This is a genomic window from uncultured Thiodictyon sp. (assembly GCA_903837595.1).
In the GTDB taxonomy this organism is placed as follows: Bacteria; Pseudomonadota; Gammaproteobacteria; order Chromatiales; family Chromatiaceae; genus Thiodictyon.
On record CAILVI010000349.1, the window covers coordinates 1 to 15551 of the forward strand.

General features: G+C 63.6%; 17 protein-coding genes and 1 tRNA gene. 2 read left to right on the forward strand and 16 right to left on the reverse strand.

Annotated elements, in window-relative coordinates; translation table 11 throughout:
- From QZY44_RS19850 to QZY44_RS19920, 15 genes are all read right to left on the reverse strand, one after another.
- Positions 1 to 377 (reverse strand): hypothetical protein (locus QZY44_RS19850; protein ID WP_295450594.1); only part of this gene is annotated, 377 nt, incomplete at its 3' end.
- 157 nt (positions 378 to 534) lie between these two features.
- On the reverse strand, positions 535 to 1023 hold the full coding sequence (locus QZY44_RS19855; RefSeq protein ID WP_295450597.1) for a hypothetical protein: 489 nt from the start codon (positions 1021 to 1023) through the stop codon (positions 535 to 537).
- Positions 1024 to 1266: 243 nt separating this feature from the next.
- Positions 1267 to 1890, reverse strand: coding sequence for a hypothetical protein (locus tag QZY44_RS19860; protein WP_295450600.1), 624 nt, complete (start codon positions 1888 to 1890; stop codon positions 1267 to 1269).
- A gap of 268 nt (positions 1891 to 2158) precedes the next feature.
- Positions 2159 to 3760 carry a DnaB-like helicase N-terminal domain-containing protein gene (locus QZY44_RS19865; RefSeq protein WP_295450604.1) on the reverse strand — a complete coding sequence of 534 codons (1602 nt, stop codon included), beginning with the start codon at positions 3758 to 3760 and terminating at the stop codon, positions 2159 to 2161.
- A complete protein-coding gene (locus tag QZY44_RS19870; protein ID WP_295450605.1) occupies positions 3757 to 4698 on the reverse strand; it encodes a ParB/RepB/Spo0J family partition protein in 942 nt (313 codons plus the stop codon). The genes QZY44_RS19865 and QZY44_RS19870 overlap by 4 nt, the downstream gene beginning before the upstream one ends.
- The gene (locus QZY44_RS19875) at positions 4695 to 5114 is read right to left on the reverse strand and encodes a hypothetical protein (protein ID WP_295450608.1); all 420 of its coding nucleotides are present in this window, start codon (positions 5112 to 5114) and stop codon (positions 4695 to 4697) included. The genes QZY44_RS19870 and QZY44_RS19875 overlap by 4 nt, the downstream gene beginning before the upstream one ends.
- 284 nt (positions 5115 to 5398) lie before the next feature.
- Positions 5399 to 5686 (reverse strand): hypothetical protein, encoded by a 288-nt coding sequence (locus tag QZY44_RS19880; RefSeq protein WP_295450611.1) that lies wholly within the window; start codon positions 5684 to 5686, stop codon positions 5399 to 5401.
- 105 nt (positions 5687 to 5791) lie between these two features.
- The gene (locus tag QZY44_RS19885; protein WP_295450614.1) at positions 5792 to 6310 is read right to left on the reverse strand and encodes a hypothetical protein; all 519 of its coding nucleotides are present in this window, start codon (positions 6308 to 6310) and stop codon (positions 5792 to 5794) included.
- Positions 6307 to 7188 carry a tyrosine-type recombinase/integrase gene (locus QZY44_RS19890; protein ID WP_295450617.1) on the reverse strand — a complete coding sequence of 294 codons (882 nt, stop codon included), beginning with the start codon at positions 7186 to 7188 and terminating at the stop codon, positions 6307 to 6309. The genes QZY44_RS19885 and QZY44_RS19890 overlap by 4 nt, the downstream gene beginning before the upstream one ends.
- A 104-nt stretch (positions 7189 to 7292) precedes the next feature.
- Positions 7293 to 7368, reverse strand: a tRNA-Gly gene (locus QZY44_RS19895).
- Positions 7369 to 7440: 72 nt separating this feature from the next.
- Positions 7441 to 8013 (reverse strand): CDP-diacylglycerol--glycerol-3-phosphate 3-phosphatidyltransferase, encoded by a 573-nt coding sequence (gene pgsA / locus QZY44_RS19900; RefSeq protein ID WP_295450620.1) that lies wholly within the window; start codon positions 8011 to 8013, stop codon positions 7441 to 7443.
- Positions 8014 to 8028: 15 nt separating this feature from the next.
- Positions 8029 to 9912 (reverse strand): excinuclease ABC subunit UvrC, encoded by a 1884-nt coding sequence (uvrC, locus tag QZY44_RS19905; RefSeq protein ID WP_295450624.1) that lies wholly within the window; start codon positions 9910 to 9912, stop codon positions 8029 to 8031.
- Positions 9890 to 10543: a response regulator gene (locus tag QZY44_RS19910; protein WP_295450627.1), complete on the reverse strand. Its 654-nt coding sequence runs from the start codon at positions 10541 to 10543 to the stop codon at positions 9890 to 9892. Before QZY44_RS19910 ends, uvrC begins: the two co-directional genes overlap by 23 nt.
- A 335-nt stretch (positions 10544 to 10878) precedes the next feature.
- Positions 10879 to 12774 (reverse strand): potassium transporter Kup, encoded by a 1896-nt coding sequence (locus QZY44_RS19915; RefSeq protein ID WP_295450630.1) that lies wholly within the window; start codon positions 12772 to 12774, stop codon positions 10879 to 10881.
- On the reverse strand, positions 12771 to 13547 hold the full coding sequence (locus QZY44_RS19920) for an ATP-binding protein (protein WP_295450633.1): 777 nt from the start codon (positions 13545 to 13547) through the stop codon (positions 12771 to 12773). Before QZY44_RS19920 ends, QZY44_RS19915 begins: the two co-directional genes overlap by 4 nt.
- Positions 13548 to 13708: 161 nt before the next feature.
- Here QZY44_RS19920 and QZY44_RS19925 point away from each other — a divergent pair, with 161 nt between their 5' ends.
- Complete coding sequence (locus QZY44_RS19925) at positions 13709 to 13924, forward strand: CopK family periplasmic copper-binding protein (RefSeq protein ID WP_295450644.1); 216 nt, start codon at positions 13709 to 13711, stop codon at positions 13922 to 13924.
- Positions 13925 to 13956: 32 nt separating this feature from the next.
- Entirely contained in the window at positions 13957 to 14274 is a 318-nt protein-coding gene (locus tag QZY44_RS19930; RefSeq protein ID WP_295450647.1) for a copper-binding protein, read from the forward strand.
- An 82-nt stretch (positions 14275 to 14356) separates the two neighbouring features.
- Here QZY44_RS19930 and QZY44_RS19935 read toward each other — a convergent pair whose 3' ends face one another.
- On the reverse strand, positions 14357 to 15247 hold the full coding sequence (locus tag QZY44_RS19935; protein WP_295450650.1) for a phosphoribulokinase: 891 nt from the start codon (positions 15245 to 15247) through the stop codon (positions 14357 to 14359).
- Positions 15248 to 15551: the final 304 nt, after the last annotated feature.

Genomic DNA, 15551 nt, shown 5'->3' on the forward strand with positions numbered 1-15551 from the left:
GCGGCGGTCTTGGGCGGCGGCGGGGGTACCGGCCCGCGTCCGCCATCGACTTGGTGGGCGATCAGGCGCCGGGCATCGGCAACGGTCATGGGCGGCTTTACCCCGTACAGGGGGCCAAAGAGGCGTTCCCGCGCTTCGGCGACCTGGGCAGCGCGCGATGGCGAAGGGGGAACCGGGCGCACATGAACGCCACTGACGGGAGCGGTTGCGGGCGCGGTCTGGGGGGCAGGTGCGGGCGCGGTCTGGGGCGCAGGTGCGGGCGCGGCGTGGGGCACCGCCGGGGGAGTTGGATCAAGCACAACGGGGGGCGGGCGATATTTGGGATTCGGCACAAAGCCATCCTCGGTTAGCCAGCCAGTTGGTTCGAGTCCTGTCATCGGTTAGGTCTCCTCTCACGATGTAAAGGTGCCCCGCGCTGCATTAGCCGGTAAAGGCTAACGGCGCGTCAGGCGGGGCGGGTCTGTTGCCGGTGGCGCACCCACTGTAACAGGTGACTTCCCTTTCAGCATCACAACACGGACAGCTTGCCAGCGACTAACCGCAACGAATAGCCCCCATTAACTGCGGTGCGCAGATGTCATGAACGGCGCGGACGCTATTAGGCAGCGGACGCCAGCGGGCGGCGGCGAACAATGTCGCGCGCAACTTGCTCGGCTTGGGCGTTTCTGGCAACGCGCTCAGGTGGCACACGCGCGGCCAGACAAGGCTATTGAACCGGGCGATCTCATCAGCCAGGGCAACGCTACGCGACCACGGCGCCGGGCCGGTCATCATGCCGTGCGCCTCTCTCAGGGCCATATCGCGAAGGTGCCGGCGGTAGATGGTCCGGGCGCTGTCGCGGCCAACGCTGCCAGCCAAGCCCAAAGCCTGCTCCAGATCGGCGGCACCTTCGTTCAGCCAGCGGGCAACCCCATCGGCGAAGCGGCGGCGGTCGTCGGGGTCCGGGAGGTTGCCGACTTCCAGGGCGGCGGCCACGCGGGCAAGGGCGGCGGCGGGGTTGTCGGTCGGGGTGTCGGTCATCATGGGCGGCGCCTCCGCTTGGTCTTGGGTTTGGGTGGTGCATCCGGCCAAGGCGGGGCACGGCCAGTCACTACCAGGGTTTGAAAGGGCTCATGGGTGCGGCGGTCCCTGAAGGCCCGGCAGCGGTGCGCCTTGGTCGGCGAAGTCAGCCGGCCGCCATGATCGCAGTACCGTTGACCGCCGAAGTGTGCACACTCGGGACAGCGGACCGGCGGCGCGGTGTTCTTGATGTGGATCGGCCAGCGTCTAGCCATGGGGCGGGCTCCCGTCCTCGGGCTCGTAGGTCTGTGCAGCGGCGTTCAGGGTTCTCGCGGCGCGGCTTAGGCTGTCCGCGAAGTCATCCAGGACGGTGCGCAGTCCGGTCTCAAGGGCGTTGTGCATGGCGCCCATGGTGGCCAAGCCGAACAACAGCGGCGCCAGTCGATCAGGTAGACCCTCGAAGGCGGCAAGCAGCCGCGTTCCAACGTCAGCAAGAACAAAGTCAACCTCGGACCGCTCGCACAACAGACCCGCCCTGATATCCAGTTCCATGGCGGCCTTCTCGACGGCCAGGCGCTCACGGGCAATCCGCAGATCCCTGAGTTCATCGCGAGCGGTGGCGGTCGCGTCGTCTTGGCGCGATCCGCGCGGCGGCGGCGGGTGCGCGTCGATCCGGGGCCGGGTTGAGACGGACCAAGCCGCGTCGGCGGCCTCGAAGTCGATCAGATCCCGGCCGTTCACCTTGATCGTGGTGATCCTGCCTTCGGCCAGTGCCCGGGTAACCGCGGACGGGGAGCAATCCCGGTGCCGGGCATACTCGGACTTGGTGCCGATCTTCCGGCCGGGCGGTAAAAGGCTCGCTTGGGCCTCATTTTCGGGTGTTTTTTTCAACTTTTCACATTCCGTTTTCACTTCGCCCTAGCGAAAATCCGCGCCTTTAACTACCGCAGTGCTGGGGGTCTCCAGAGGGACCCAAGGGGGGCGCTATTGCGCCGACTGCGCCGAACTGCGCCGAACCGGGCGCGGCGCAGTTCAGGAAACAAGGGGTAATGACTCCGGCTACTACTGCGCCGGAGTCGTTATCCCTATAGGGCGGCGCAGTAGTAGAGGGCGGCGCGGTACGCATCATTTTGTGTTCATTATCATGGCGTCTGGATGGCTACTGCGCCGACTGTAGCGGCGCAGTAGGGACCGGGCAAAGGTAGGTTTTCCTGCTCCCCTGGCATTGGTCCCTTGGTAACGCATCGTCTACGATCCTACCGCTAACCCTGAGTTCTGCGACGGCTACGCGGATTTCTGCGCGGGTCATGCTGATAATGCCTTTCTTCTCCTCAAGATCGCGTAAGGTGTACCGTCGGCCTTGGTCCAGTTCGGAACGCAAGAACCGCTCAAGTTGGTTGGCTTGCCGAATCTGTAATACCTCGGGGGGGTCCGGCGGTAATTCGGTGAAATGCTCAAAGCAAAACCCGGTGCGCTTTATCCAGATGCGTGGGAGGTTTGGCGGGGCATAACTCAGCTTGGCGCGTGCCATGATCGTTATGCTTGAGTTCGTGCCAGGATGGCATCCCATGGGCGGCCGCGGGCCGGCGGTGTCGTCAGGGTTCCATCGCTGCAATACCGTGGTCATGCGCGTCCCATCAGGAAGGGCGGAACCTCCGCGCCCGCTATATTGATCGAGCGTGGCCTCGCGCGCGTTCATTTTTCCCGTATGGTGGATTACGCGAACACAACAGTTAAGGCCCTTTACCATGCGTCTGGCGGCAGTGATGATGCCTTGTTCGTTGTCGTTTACCATGGCTTCACTGGCGCCGAATGATACCAGTGGATCAAAGTTCACCACTACCGGTGGGTCGTCCCTATAGGCTCTAACGATTCTATCGGCCAAGGCCGTAAGAACAATGTTTCCGTCTTCGGCGCGAATCAACTTTACTTCGGCACCGGTAACGTCCCAAACCCCAAACCCGTTTATTGCTTTTGACCTTTCGTCTGGGTCCAGGTTTAGGGCCGCAACGATTTCCCGAAAACGAGCCAAAAGCCTTTCTCGTTGATCTTCCGCAGTAATAAATAGAGTCCAGCCAGGCGACTGGACATCAAGCCCCCAGACTGGGCGACCGATCGCAATATGTACAGCTTCGTGGATCATGATCGTAGTCTTACCGGTGCTCCCCGGCCCAACCACTTGCGCTACATCCGCATAAGTATGTTCGGACACGACGCAACGCGGTGTTAGGCAAGCGGCTGAAAGCTCTTCCTCGGTAGCGACCAGGGCCGCACGTGGGGGAGGCGTGGCTTCATCCGATACCCCACGATTGCCAATCTCGCTAAATCGTTCCTGAGCATCCGTTAAAACATCCGCATGATTTCCGCTAGAGTATGCTGCATCAATTACTTCTTCGGCATTCCTGATAATGTCTCGGCGGCGCGCAGCGTCGGCTACAATTCGCGCGTAGTGTATGGCGTTCTTTGGGGTTGGCGTATCATGGATTAGCGTTCCCAGATATGAAAGTCCGCCGGATGCCTCTAATTGTTTTGTCCGTTCAAGAGTATGGGCAAGCGTTACATGATCCAGGGGCAGATTATTACTTGCGAGCTTCGCCATTGCCCGGAATAGCAACCGATGCGCCCTGTGATAAAAGTCTTGATCGCAGAGGATAGGGGTTACTTCGTCCCATGTCTCGTTATCGAGCAAGATCGATCCTAATACGGATTGCTCAGCGTGCAGATTATGGGGCGGTTCGCGGATTGGCTCCGGTGCGTTCATCCCGCCCGATCCTCTTCATCGTCTAAGGCGCGCAATAGCAGGAAGCGGACATAGCCCCCGAGCGGGTAGTGACAGCGGGCGGCGCTGGCCTCCAGTCGGGCGATCTCGCGGGGGGACACCATGATGGGCAGGGTTTCGGTGTTGGGGTCGGGTTCATCTCGAAACCGAAGATGCGCGGCACGGGAGGGAGCCTTGTCGGGCGCGGGGGCCGGGTCGGCGGTCGGTGGCGTGGCGGGGGGCGTTTCCCGGGAAACGGGCGGGCGCTTGCGGGCGTCGATCTCGCGGGCCTTGGCGGTGACGGTGACTTTGCCGTTTGCGACCTCGCGCACGTCGTCGGGGGTGCCTTGCTTCACCACCTTGCGGGCGCGCTCCATTGTCCGCGGCGAAACACCAGCAGTGGCGGCAGCCGCGGCGGCGGCCTTACCCGTTTCGTTAACCTTAGCGCCACGTGGCGCTAAGGTTTCGTTTTTGTGTACCTTGCCGACCTTCTGTCGAGCGGCGGCCTCCGCCTCGTGCGTGCTGTAGGACTCCGCGGCAGCCACTACGGCGGCGCGCTGCGACGCGTCCAGGTGTCGCCTATGCAAGTTCTCGGTCAGAACGAAAGCAACAGGGTCGGCACCCTCCCAATTCTCGAAGCGGGCAGTAATCCCGAGTTCTTCACAGGCGCGGGCGCGGTGCCGACCGTCTAGGATTTTGCCCTGGTAGAGCAAGACCGGATGGCGCTGGCCATGGGCCTGGATATCGGCCTTCAGGCGCGCTAAGTCCTCCCTGCTCATTTCCGGCAGCAGCAGACAAATAGGGTGGACCTCCGGCGGGACCTCGGGCCGGACGGGGGTCCCAGGGATGCGGGTCTCTGGGATCTGCGCGTGCGGCTTGATGCCGCGGCGCGGTGGATGTGTGGGGGCGGGTTGCGCCCCATCCTTGGGGCGGGCGGTCATTCCGGCGATGCCTCGTCGATGCCGCGCGGACCCAGGGGGCCGCCTGGGGCGTAATCAGGATTGGCAGCTTTGAGTCTATCAGTAATCCCGGTAATTAGAAGGTAATAGCCGTATGCATCGCGATCCCCCGTGAGTTCGGCTAGTTCCAGGTGAGCGAGAACGTCAAGTTGGGCGATTGCATCGCCGACGGCATCAATCAGCCGGATGTCGGCCGGCGGGACCAAGACGGACGTCAATCTGACGGCCTCGGTGGTCTGGTCTGGCTCGGGGAACCCGCCGGCGGCGGCCTGGTTCAGGGCGCGGCGGATGTGGTCTTGCGTGACGGCACCGGGCGGCGCGGCGGCGGCCTCGGTGGTCTGGCCTTGGCGGTAGTTAGGAGCGGCGGGGCAGTCGTTAATGGTGCGAATTGTGGTCATGGGTCAAACTCCTCGGGTTAGGGTTTGACCGCACACAGGCGGGCATAGCGAGACGGACCGCACCCGAGCGGGTACAATCTGCATCGCCGGTGACCGGTAGTGCGGTCTTTACGCTGTAGGCCCCGGCAAGGGCCTATCGCGACGGCATACGTCTTTCAGTTCTCGGTCTGTCACCTCCCTGCCCAGATTGCCGGTTGCCCCCGGGGCCTGGGCTCTCTCGTTTTGGAGCCAGCGGCGGCGGGCCTTGGCTTGCCTGGATGCGCGGCGATCTTGGGAACGCGGGCTCATGCTGCGGCTTCCTGCTCCAAGGTCCGCAGGCTTTCACCCCGCAGGATGTCCAACACCACGCGCTCGAACTGCGGGCCGACCAAGCTCCCAGCCGCACCGCGGCGCACAATGAGCTGACCCGAGCGGACCAGTTCGGCGCGATGCCCCCGAATAAACCATTCGGCGGCGGAAAAGCTCGAAAAGATGTGTCCACCATACGCGGACACCCAGGGCCGCAGTGGTTGGTATCCCGAAAATCGGTCGGTTTCGTCTCCGGCAACCTTGGTTGCTACATTGCTCGACATAGTGCCTCCGGTAGTCGCCCCCACGGCGATTAGTGTCATCAAACGGTGACACAAGGCACTCTAGCAGCTTACTACGTTGATTTTTTAGCGTTATTAGGACATATGCTAAGCAAGTGTCCCGGTTTCGGCCGAACCGGAGCGGCGCTTGTTGAGGAAGGCTTTCACCCTACGTTCTGTGATCTTGTCGCGTCTGGGGTCGTCGCCAGCGATCTTGTTGGCGCGCTTCCACAACCTGACATCGCCGAAGCCTTGCGGGCGCTCGCCTTCAAGCTGTTCATACGCTGTCGTCAATATCGAATTAAGCCATTCTTGCCAAGAAGTGGCCCTTCTGCGGCGGATAATCTTGGTTCTATCGGCACCAATGATTCCTCTGAGCCTTGCGTCTGCGCGTTGATCGGAAATGAAAAGGCTCAACCTTACCAATATGATGCGCATCATTCGCTCGGCTTCATCGTCGCCATCAATAGCACGGCCTAATATGTCTTGAAGTAGACATGCGACCAAAGTGCTATTGAATGGGGCACCCGACATTAGGTCATTCATAACGGCGGCAAACACGGCGGCTTTATCCGGGTCGAACTTGTCAGCAAAAAAAGAGGCGAAATCTTGAAGGGAATCACTCATCTGAACACCCGATCCACCACAGCAAGCTTGTCGCTCGCGTTCTGGTGCATGTAGCGGGCCGAAGCCGTCAAGGTCCGGTGGCCCATGATCGCCATGATCTGCGCTTGCCCAACTCCGGCGGTGGCGAGTGCCGACCCGCAGCCGTGGCGCAGTTGGTGGAAGTTCCGGCCGGGTAAGCCGGCCTCGGTGCAGACCTTGACCCACAGTCCGCGGAAGTGGTGGGGACAGCCAAGCCGGCCGGCGAACACCAGGGCGTCAGGGGTCTGGCCTGGGAGCTTGGCCAGTTCGGCGGCGGCGCGTTCTGAGAGGGCGGAAACGATGGGTTGCCCGTTCTTGGTCTTGTCCACCGTGACGGTGCGCTTGTCCAGGTCGATATCACGCCAGCGCAGGGCCTGCAGGTTGCCGACCCGCAAGCCAGTGTGAAAGGCGGTCAGGATCAGGGCCGACAGCCGACCCCATCGGGTATCCAGGACGCGGGCGACCTTCAGCAGCCGCTCGACCTCCTCGGGGCGAAGGTAGCGGTTGGGGTCTTGGGTTTCGGGGGCCTTCTCGATCCCCCGGGTTGGGGGCACATGGGCGCGCGGCAGCAGCCGCAGCCGGCGGGCGTACTTGAAGATGCTTTGAAGCTGGGAGACGTAGCGGTTGAAGGTGGAACCGGCCAGCGGAACACCCGCGGACGCGGTGTCTTGACCGCGGCGGGGCTTGAGTCGGCCGCGTTCGGCCAGCCGCACCAGGGCGGCGTCAACATCTTCGGGGGTGATCTCGGACAGTTCTCGGCTTCCCAGGCATTCGACCCAGAAAGCGAGCCGACCGAGCGTTGCCCGGTCGTGTTCGCGTGATGCGACGAACGCATCAATCACGGATGTGAGGGTTGCCATTGCGATTCCTCAGCAGTGCAAAACGATCAGAACCCTTTCAACAGGGTCATCTGTTCGCCGTGGGGGCGCACTACCCGAGAGAAATCAACACCCTACAAGGAAAATGGAGCGGGAAACGAGACTCGAACTCGCGACCCCAACCTTGGCAAGGTTGTGCTCTACCAACTGAGCTATTCCCGCTTGGAAGCCGACTATTGTAGACCCTCTACCGAAACTGTCAAGCGCTGTTTTTTTCACCTGTTCGCCGGACCCTCATCGGCGTGCGTGGATCACCTGGCCGGACAGGCTGGGCCAGGCCGCGCGCAGATAGATCACCATCGACCACAGGGTCAGCACCGCCGCCAGATACAGCAACACCAGACCCAGCCAGTAGACCCAGGGGCCCAGGGGTGAGTGCCACAGCAACATCAAAATGATCGAAATCATCTGCGCGGTGGTCTTGAACTTACCCACTAATGATACCGCAACCTGGGCGCGCGCGCCAACCTCGGCCATCCACTCGCGCAGCGCCGAGACCGTGATCTCCCGGCCGATGATGACCATGGCGGGCAGCACCACCAGGGTCCGCGGGTCCGCCTGCACCAGCAGGACCAGGGCCACCGCGACCATCAGCTTATCGGCGACCGGATCGAGGAAGGCCCCCAGCGGCGAGGCCTGGTCCCAGCGCCGCGCCAGATGGCCGTCCAGCCAGTCGGTGGCTGCGGCCAGACCGAAGATCCCGGCGGCGGCATAGGGCGCCCAAGGCGCCTCCACATAGAACACGCCGACGAACACCGGGATCAGGCCGATCCGCAGTAACGTCAACAAATTGGGTGTATTCCACATGGGTCGGACCGCGATTCAGGGGGCAGGAATGGGCTGATGTAAGGCGTCGTGCAGCGTGTCGTGGATACGCTGCGCCAGGTCGCGGCTGATGCCCTCGACCCGGGCGATGTCCTCGACTCCCGCCTGGGCCAGGCCGCGCATGCCGCCGAAGGCCAGCAGCAACTGCTGCCGACGCTTGGGGCCAATGCCGCCAATCTCCTCCAACACCGAGGCGGTACGCGCCCGCGCCCGGCGCTGACGGTGGCCGGTGATGGCGAAGCGGTGGGCCTCGTCGCGGATCTGCGCAATCAGATGCAGTGCCGGGGAGTCGGCCGGGAGTATAACGGGCGTCCCCTGCCCCAACAACCAAAGCTGCTCGGTGCCGGGACGCCGGTCCGGGCCTTTGGCAACGCCGACCAGCGTGAGCCCCTGCAGCCCCAGCGCCTGGAGCGCCTCTGCGACCGCCCCAAGCTGGCCGCGCCCACCATCGATAAAGATCAGGTCAGGGATCGGGTACTCGCCGGTTTGGACCCGGGTATAGCGCCGGGTCAGGGCCTGGTGCATGGCGGCGTAGTCGTCGCCGGGGGTGATACCTTCTATATTGAAGCGCCGATAATCCGACTTGCGCGGACCCGCGTCATCGAACACCACACAGGAGGCCACGGTGCGCTCGCCCATGGTGTGGCTGATATCGAAGCACTCCATGCGCCCCGGGAGTTCCGGCAGGGCCAGGGCCTCACGCAGTGCCGCCAGGCGCCGGGCATAGCCCGCCTGGCTGCCGAGCCGCGATTTCAACGCCACCACGGCATTGCCCCGGGCCATCTCCAGCCAGCGGGCGCGCTCGGCACGCACCCGCGAGCGGATCTGCACCCGGTGCCCGGCACGCTGCGTCAGGGCCGCCTCCAGCAGCTCCTGGTCATCCGGCGCCGCGGAGCAGATGAGCTCGCCGGGGACCTCCTTGTCCACATAGAACTGGGCGAGGAACCCGGCCAGCAAGGTCCCCTCGTCCGTGTCCGCCGGGGCCAGCGGGAAAAACGCCTTGTTTCCCAGGTTGCGCCCGCCGCGGATAAAGAAGACCTGGACGCAGCTTTGCCCCCCCTCCTGAGCGGCGGCGATGATGTCCAGATCCCCGCCCTCCCCGCTGACATACTGACGCTCCTGGAGCCGGCGCAGGGTGCCGATCTGATCGCGCAGCACCGCCGCCCGCTCGAAATCAAGCCCCGCGGCCGCCCGCTCCATCGCCTGCCCCAGCTCCCCGATCACCTCCTGGGTGCGCCCCTCCAGAAACTTGATGGTATGGGTCACCTCCTGCGCATAGACCGCCTCGCTCACCAGCCCGACACAGGGCCCGGTACAGCGCTTGATCTGGTACTGGAGACAGGCGCGCGAGCGGGTCCGGTAGAAACTGTCCTCGCACTGGCGCACCGGAAACAACCGCTGCAACAGTTGCAGGGTCTCGCGCACCGCCCAGGCGCTCGGATAGGGGCCGAACAGGCGTCCTGGCCCCTTGCGCGGGCCGCGATAAAAACTCAGCTGCGGAAAGGCATCCTCGGTACTCAGACGGATGTAGGGATAGCTCTTGTCGTCGCGCAGCAGCACATTGAAGCGCGGCTTCAGTGACTTGATGAGGTTGCTCTCCAGCAGCAGCGCCTCGCCCTCGCTGCGGGTGACGGTCACCTCGACATCCGCCACCGCAGCGACCATCAGCAACAGGCGGCTGTTCAAGGCCCGACTGAAATAGCTCGCCACGCGGCGCTTGAGGTTCTTCGCCTTCCCGACATACAGGACGGTGCCGCCCGCATCCATCATCCGGTAGACGCCCGGCCCCTCGGGCAGCTGCGCCAGGCGTTCGCGGGGATCGCAGGGTACGCTCGGCGCCGACTCGGGCGCCGCCGGGTCAGGCACCCTGGGTGCCGTCATTGATCAGCCCATGACGGAAGGCCAGCCGCGCCAGGTCCACGTCGGTATGCACCCCGAGCTTCTCGTAGATGCGCGCCCGATAGGTGCTGACCGTCTTGGGGCTGAGCGAGAGGCTCGCGGAGATGTCCTGGGTGCGCTGTCCGTCCAGGATCATCACCGCCACCTGCAACTCGCGGGCGGAGAGCTCCTTGAACGGACTGCCGGTCTCCCCCCCCCACTGCGCCAGCATCCGCGCCTGGGCCACCGACGAATCCACATAGGGCCGGCCGCTCGCCACCAGCCGCAGCGCCTTCACTAACTCCTCCGCCGGACACCCCTTGGTTAGATACCCCATGGCCCCCGCCTCGTGCAGTTGGGCCGGGAAGGGATCATCGCCCAGCATAGTGAGTGCGATCACCCGACAGTTCGGGACCAGCCGCAACAGCCTGCGGGTCGCCTCAATGCCACCCATCCCCCCCGGCATCTGCAGGTCCATCAAACAGATATCAGGCTGCAACTGCTTGGCGAGCCGCAGCGCCTCCTCGCCGCTGGCCGCCTCGCCAACCACCTCGATCTGGTCCTGCTCCGAGAGGATGAGCCGCAGCCCGGCCCGGAACAGGGCATGGTCGTCAACGATAATTACCTTGATCATGGGCTTTTCTTGTCGTACGGTCGAAGGGTCGGGGCGGGTGCTGTGCGCGCAGGTCTCACGTCACCGCCCATTGTATGCCGGAACGACCCCCGACCGGCCGGTTGACAGCAAGCACCCAAGGGTTATACACAGACACCGGCCACAGCAAGCAGCGCAGGGGTTCTGGCTGGAGGCGCCCTTTGCCCAAGGGGACAGCTACGACATCCTTCATCTTTTGGGGTGGCGCGAGCACCGTGGCCGTTAGCCTTGGATGGCCCAAGGCTGAAGCCTTGGACTCTAGAAGATGGGCGCTGGCCGCAACGATGATCAAGGCCGCCCGACGCTTGGGGAGTTCGCTATTCCAGATTGATCTGCGCACCCAACTCAACCACCTGGTTGGGCGGCAAGCCGAAATAGCTCGCGGGATTTCTCGCGTTGCGAAAAAGGCGGATGAAGAGTCGCTGCCGCCAGCGGGCCATGGGGACTCGCTTGGATGGAATCAGGGTCTCGCGCCCCAGGAAAAAGGTAGTGCTCGCGGGCTCGCCGGGGAGGCCCTGACTGGCCCAGGCATCCAAGACGTCGGTGACTCTGGGTGTATCCATGAACCCGATTTCCATCCGCGACTGATAGAAGCGCCCATTGATGGGGGAGAGACGCACCTGTTTTTCCGCCGCAACATAGGGCTGGCTGACGACGGCCACATGCAGGACGATCACGCGTTCGTGCAGACACTTGTAATGCTTCAGACTGTGCAGCAGTGAATGGGGCACCAGCCCGGGGCGCGCCGACAGGAAAACGGCGGTGCCGGATACGGTTGGTATATTATCCGCCTCGATCAGCGGCACGAAATCCGCCAGCGGCAGCTTGTCCTTGGTCAGGCGCTCGATGAGCAGCGCGCGTCCGCGCCGCCACGTACTCACCGGGATGAAGATGAGCCCGCCAATCAGCAACGGGAGCCAACCCCCATCGCTGAGCTTCGACAGGTTAGCCCCGAAGAATGCCAGGTCGATTACCAGGAACAGGCCCAGCACCAGTGAGCTGCGCACCAGGCCCCAGCGCCAGCGGCGCCGCGCGACGACGAACGCCAGAACCGTCGTGATGCTCATGGTGCCGGTGACGGCGATACCATAGGCGGCGGCCAAGGCCTCCGAAGTCCCGAAGGCGAGCACCAGCGCGACGACCGCAACGAAGAGCGTCCAGTTGATTCCCGGGACATAGATCTGACCTCGCTCCTGGCTGGAGGTGTGCAGGACCGTCATGCGCGGGAGAAAGCCCAGTTGGATCGCCTGGCGGATGAGCGAAAAGGTTCCGGAAATCACTGCCTGGGAGGCGATAACGGTCGCGACGGTGGCCAGTACCACCAACGGAATCAGTCCCCAACCCGGCGCCAGCAGGAAAAACGGATTGTCGGTGAGTTCGGGATGGGCCAGCAGGAGTGCCCCCTGGCCGAAATAATTGAGCACCAAGGCCGGGAACACCACCAGGGTCCAGGCGGCCCGCACCGGGGCACGGCCGAAATGACCCATGTCCGCATACAACGCCTCGATACCGGTGATGGCCAGCACCACGGCCGCGAGCGAAAAAAAGGCGAGGCGAGGGTGCATCGCGAAAAAGCTGATGGCATAGGTGGGCGACACGGCGGCGAGCACCCCGGGTGCCCCCATGATGGCGCGTACACCCAAGATGCCGAGGATCACGAACCAGACCGCCATAATGGGGCCGAACCAGTCCCCCATGCGCCCCGTGCCGTGTCGCTGGACGGCGAAAAGCCCGAACAGGATCACCAACGTCGAGGGTATCACCCAAGTCGCCAGCGCGGGGGTGATCATCTCCAATCCTTCAACGGCCGACAGGACCGAGATGGCAGGCGTGATGATCGCCTCACCGCAGAAGAGTGCCGCGCCGAACAGGCCCAGGACAATCAGGCGCTGACCTAAAGCCTGCTTTGCCAGACGCCGCTGCACCAGCGCAATCAGGGCCATGATGCCGCCCTCACCGCGGTTGTCGGCGCGCAGGATCAGGGTCACATACTTCAGCGAAACGACGATCACCAGGGACCAGAATATCAGGGACAGTATGCCCAGAATGTTCTGCGGATCGACCGGCACCGGATGGTGCTGATTGGCGAACACGGCATGCATGGCATAGAGCGGGCTGGTGCCGATGTCGCCATAGACGACGCCCAAGGCCGCCAGCGACAGCGCCCGCAGGCGGCTGCGTGCGGCCGCTGGGCTAAGGGTTGATGTGCTCACGGATAGGTAACACCCTTTAGTAAATTGGGTAGGACGATCAAGATCTGTATGGTGTTGCCATCTGAGGTCACCCCGATCCTCCCATCATGGACGGCAACGATGGCCTTGACGATGGCCAGCCCCAACCCGGCCCCTTCACCCTGGCGGCGCCGCGCCGGGTCGACGCGAGCGAGGCGATCGAACAGCCGGGGGCGGTGTTCGGCGGGGATCGGCGTCCCGGGATTCTCGACGGCGATCCGGGTGGCCCCGGTGGCGGCGCCCAAGTGTACTCGCACGCACCCACCGGCGGGAGTATGGCGGATGGCGTTCGCCAGGAGATTGCTCAAGGCCCGGCGCAGCATCAACCGGTCCCCGGGCACGGCGGAGGCGGTGCCATCCAGGGCGAGGGTGACGCCGCGCTCGTCTGCCCGGGCATCGAATTGCTGACCGGCGTGCGCAGTTCGGGGGCGATATCGGATGAAAAGTCCGACAGGCGCCGGAAGCCATCCTCCAACCGGGCGAGCATGGCGTTGAACGCCACCGCCATCGTCTGCACCTCGGCGGGCAAACGGGCCAATGGGCAGGCGCGTCCCTAGCCCGCTGGCCTCAAAGCGCCCGAGCGGGCGCAACCCCACGTGGGTCGCGGCCCAGCCTAGGGCCGCCGTGATCAGTGCGGCCAGGGGCATGGCCAGGGTGTGGCGGAACCCGGTCATGAAACGCTGACGATGCGTGATGTCCAGCGCGATGGCGACCGTCATCTTGGGGTCAGCGAACTGTCGGGTACCGCGCGCCATACTGTGGTCCGAGCGCATGAACCCAGCAACCCCTCGCTCCCAAAGGAGCGAATTGAGACAGGAGAATACCTATGTCATTATCCGGAAGCCTTGCGGCAATGGTATTGGCCACCGCCGTGTTTGCGGCGATTGCAGACGAGCCGCCCGCGGACCGCTAGAATTTGAAGGATGGCGCGACGCTCTATGTCCACCCGGACGGTAGCACGCGGATGATCGACCCCTACGGCAAGCCGATGGCGATGAGCGACGAGGTGCCGATGCTGCTCCAAGACGGCCGCATGATCATGATGAAAAACAAGTATGTCTGGGTAAAGCTCGATCCACCCGGACAGCCCACCACGGCCCGGATTAAAGAATATCCGGCTCGTCCGCTATGAATAGGAAAATACGTTTCGTCTGGAGTGTCGCCGTGTCGCTGGCCGTCGGAGCGAGCGCCCGCGCACTGGCCGCCGATACGATGATGCCCATGGCGCATGGCGCCATGACTGCACCTGATGCGGCGGCAGCGCCGTTGACCCAAGGTCAGGTCAAGAAACTGGATAAGGGCCATGGGACTCTGACGGTTGCTCAGGACCGCTTGCCCAATGGCATGCCGGCGATGACAATGATGTTCCGCGTCAAAGATCACGCATGGCTGGAGCGGGTGAAAGAAAACCAGAAAACCGCCTTTGCGGTCGAAACCCTGAACGGCACCATGACCATTGTACGACTCGAAGCGGCAAAGTGATTGGCACCTTCCGTTGGTGGGCCTGGCGCAGACGGGGGTCGATTGCCGGGCACCACGGGGTGCCCGGCATGGTGGGGCTAACCTAGACGCGGCGCGCGTCCATCATCCGCTCGATGATAGGCTGGAGGATGATCTCCATGGCCATCCCCATCTTACCGCCGGGCACCACCATGCTGTTGCGCCGGGACATGAAGGAGTCCTTGATCATGGAGAGCAGGAAGGGGAAGTCGATCTCCAGCTTTTCGGGCTGGCGGAAGCGGATGATGACGAAGCTCTCATCCGGGGTCGGGATATCACGGGCGATGAATGGATTGGAGGTATCCACCGTCGGCACCCGCTGGAAGTTGATGTCGGTCATCGAGAACTGGGGCGTAATATAGCGGATGTAGTCCGGCATGCGCCGCATGATGGTATCGACGATGGCCTCGGCGGAATAGCCGCGCTCCGCGTTGTCCCGGTGGATCTTCTGGATCCACTCCAGGTTGACGATCGGCACCACCCCCACACCCAGGTCAACATGCTCGGCGACATTGTGGTCGTCAGACACCACCAGTCCATGCAGACCTTCATAGAACAACAGATCGGTGCCCTCGGGCAGGTCCTCCCAGGGGGTGAACTGGCCGGCCTTAAGCTGACTGCCGAGCCGGGCGTTCTGTTGCATCGCCTCATCATCGCTGTGGATGTAATAGCGCTTCTTGCCGGTGCCCGACTCGCCATAGCTGTGGAACAGCTCGGCCAAGGCGTCGAAACGGTTGGCGTCCGGCCCGAAGTGGCTCAGGTTGCGACCTTCCGACCCGGCACGGGCGGTCTCGGCCTTCATCTCAACACGGTCGTAGCGGTGAAAGCTATCGCCCTCGATGACGGCGGCCTGGATGCCGTCGCGGTAAAAGATGTGTTCGAAGGCACGCTTGACGGTGGTGGTGCCGGCACCGGATGAACCGGTGACGGCGACAATCGGATGTTTCTTGGACATAGTGGTCTCCCCTCAGCTCTTCAGATCCGACACCTGCCCCGCCCCCGGCACCCGGCGAGGTCGGCTCGCGGGCTAGGGAGTCAAGGTCAGTGGCGGGGTTTATCGTTCGGGATCGTACGCGGCGGGCCGGGGGCGGCATCCTTGCCGGCCGGCCGACCAGCCGTCATTCTTGGTGTTTTTTCAGTCGCCGCGGTTCGCCTCGGCCACGCAGACCTTGCCGGTCCAGTGGCCATCAGGCCGGCGACCGAGCTGCTTCGCCGCGCCGGCACGGAGCGGAATTTCGAGCGCTATGCAATTGGCTAAT

Bases quoted from the DNA above. Each gene is read 5' to 3' on its own strand.
- QZY44_RS19855 (WP_295450597.1), bottom strand. From the start codon at position 1,023: ATGATGACCGACACCCCGACCGACAACCCCGCCGCCGCCCTTGCCCGC.
- QZY44_RS19865 (WP_295450604.1), bottom strand. From the start codon at position 3,760: ATGAACGCACCGGAGCCAATCCGCGAACCGCCCCATAATCTGCACGCT.
- QZY44_RS19870 (WP_295450605.1), bottom strand. From the start codon at position 4,698: ATGACCGCCCGCCCCAAGGATGGGGCGCAACCCGCCCCCACACATCCA.
- QZY44_RS19875 (WP_295450608.1), bottom strand. From the start codon at position 5,114: ATGACCACAATTCGCACCATTAACGACTGCCCCGCCGCTCCTAACTAC.
- QZY44_RS19880 (WP_295450611.1), bottom strand. From the start codon at position 5,686: ATGTCGAGCAATGTAGCAACCAAGGTTGCCGGAGACGAAACCGACCGA.
- QZY44_RS19885 (WP_295450614.1), bottom strand. From the start codon at position 6,310: ATGAGTGATTCCCTTCAAGATTTCGCCTCTTTTTTTGCTGACAAGTTC.
- QZY44_RS19890 (WP_295450617.1), bottom strand. From the start codon at position 7,188: ATGGCAACCCTCACATCCGTGATTGATGCGTTCGTCGCATCACGCGAA.
- pgsA (WP_295450620.1), bottom strand. From the start codon at position 8,013: ATGTGGAATACACCCAATTTGTTGACGTTACTGCGGATCGGCCTGATC.
- uvrC (WP_295450624.1), bottom strand. From the start codon at position 9,912: ATGACGGCACCCAGGGTGCCTGACCCGGCGGCGCCCGAGTCGGCGCCG.
- QZY44_RS19910 (WP_295450627.1), bottom strand. From the start codon at position 10,543: ATGATCAAGGTAATTATCGTTGACGACCATGCCCTGTTCCGGGCCGGG.
- QZY44_RS19920 (WP_295450633.1), bottom strand. From the start codon at position 13,547: ATGGCGCGCGGTACCCGACAGTTCGCTGACCCCAAGATGACGGTCGCC.
- QZY44_RS19935 (WP_295450650.1), bottom strand. From the start codon at position 15,247: ATGTCCAAGAAACATCCGATTGTCGCCGTCACCGGTTCATCCGGTGCC.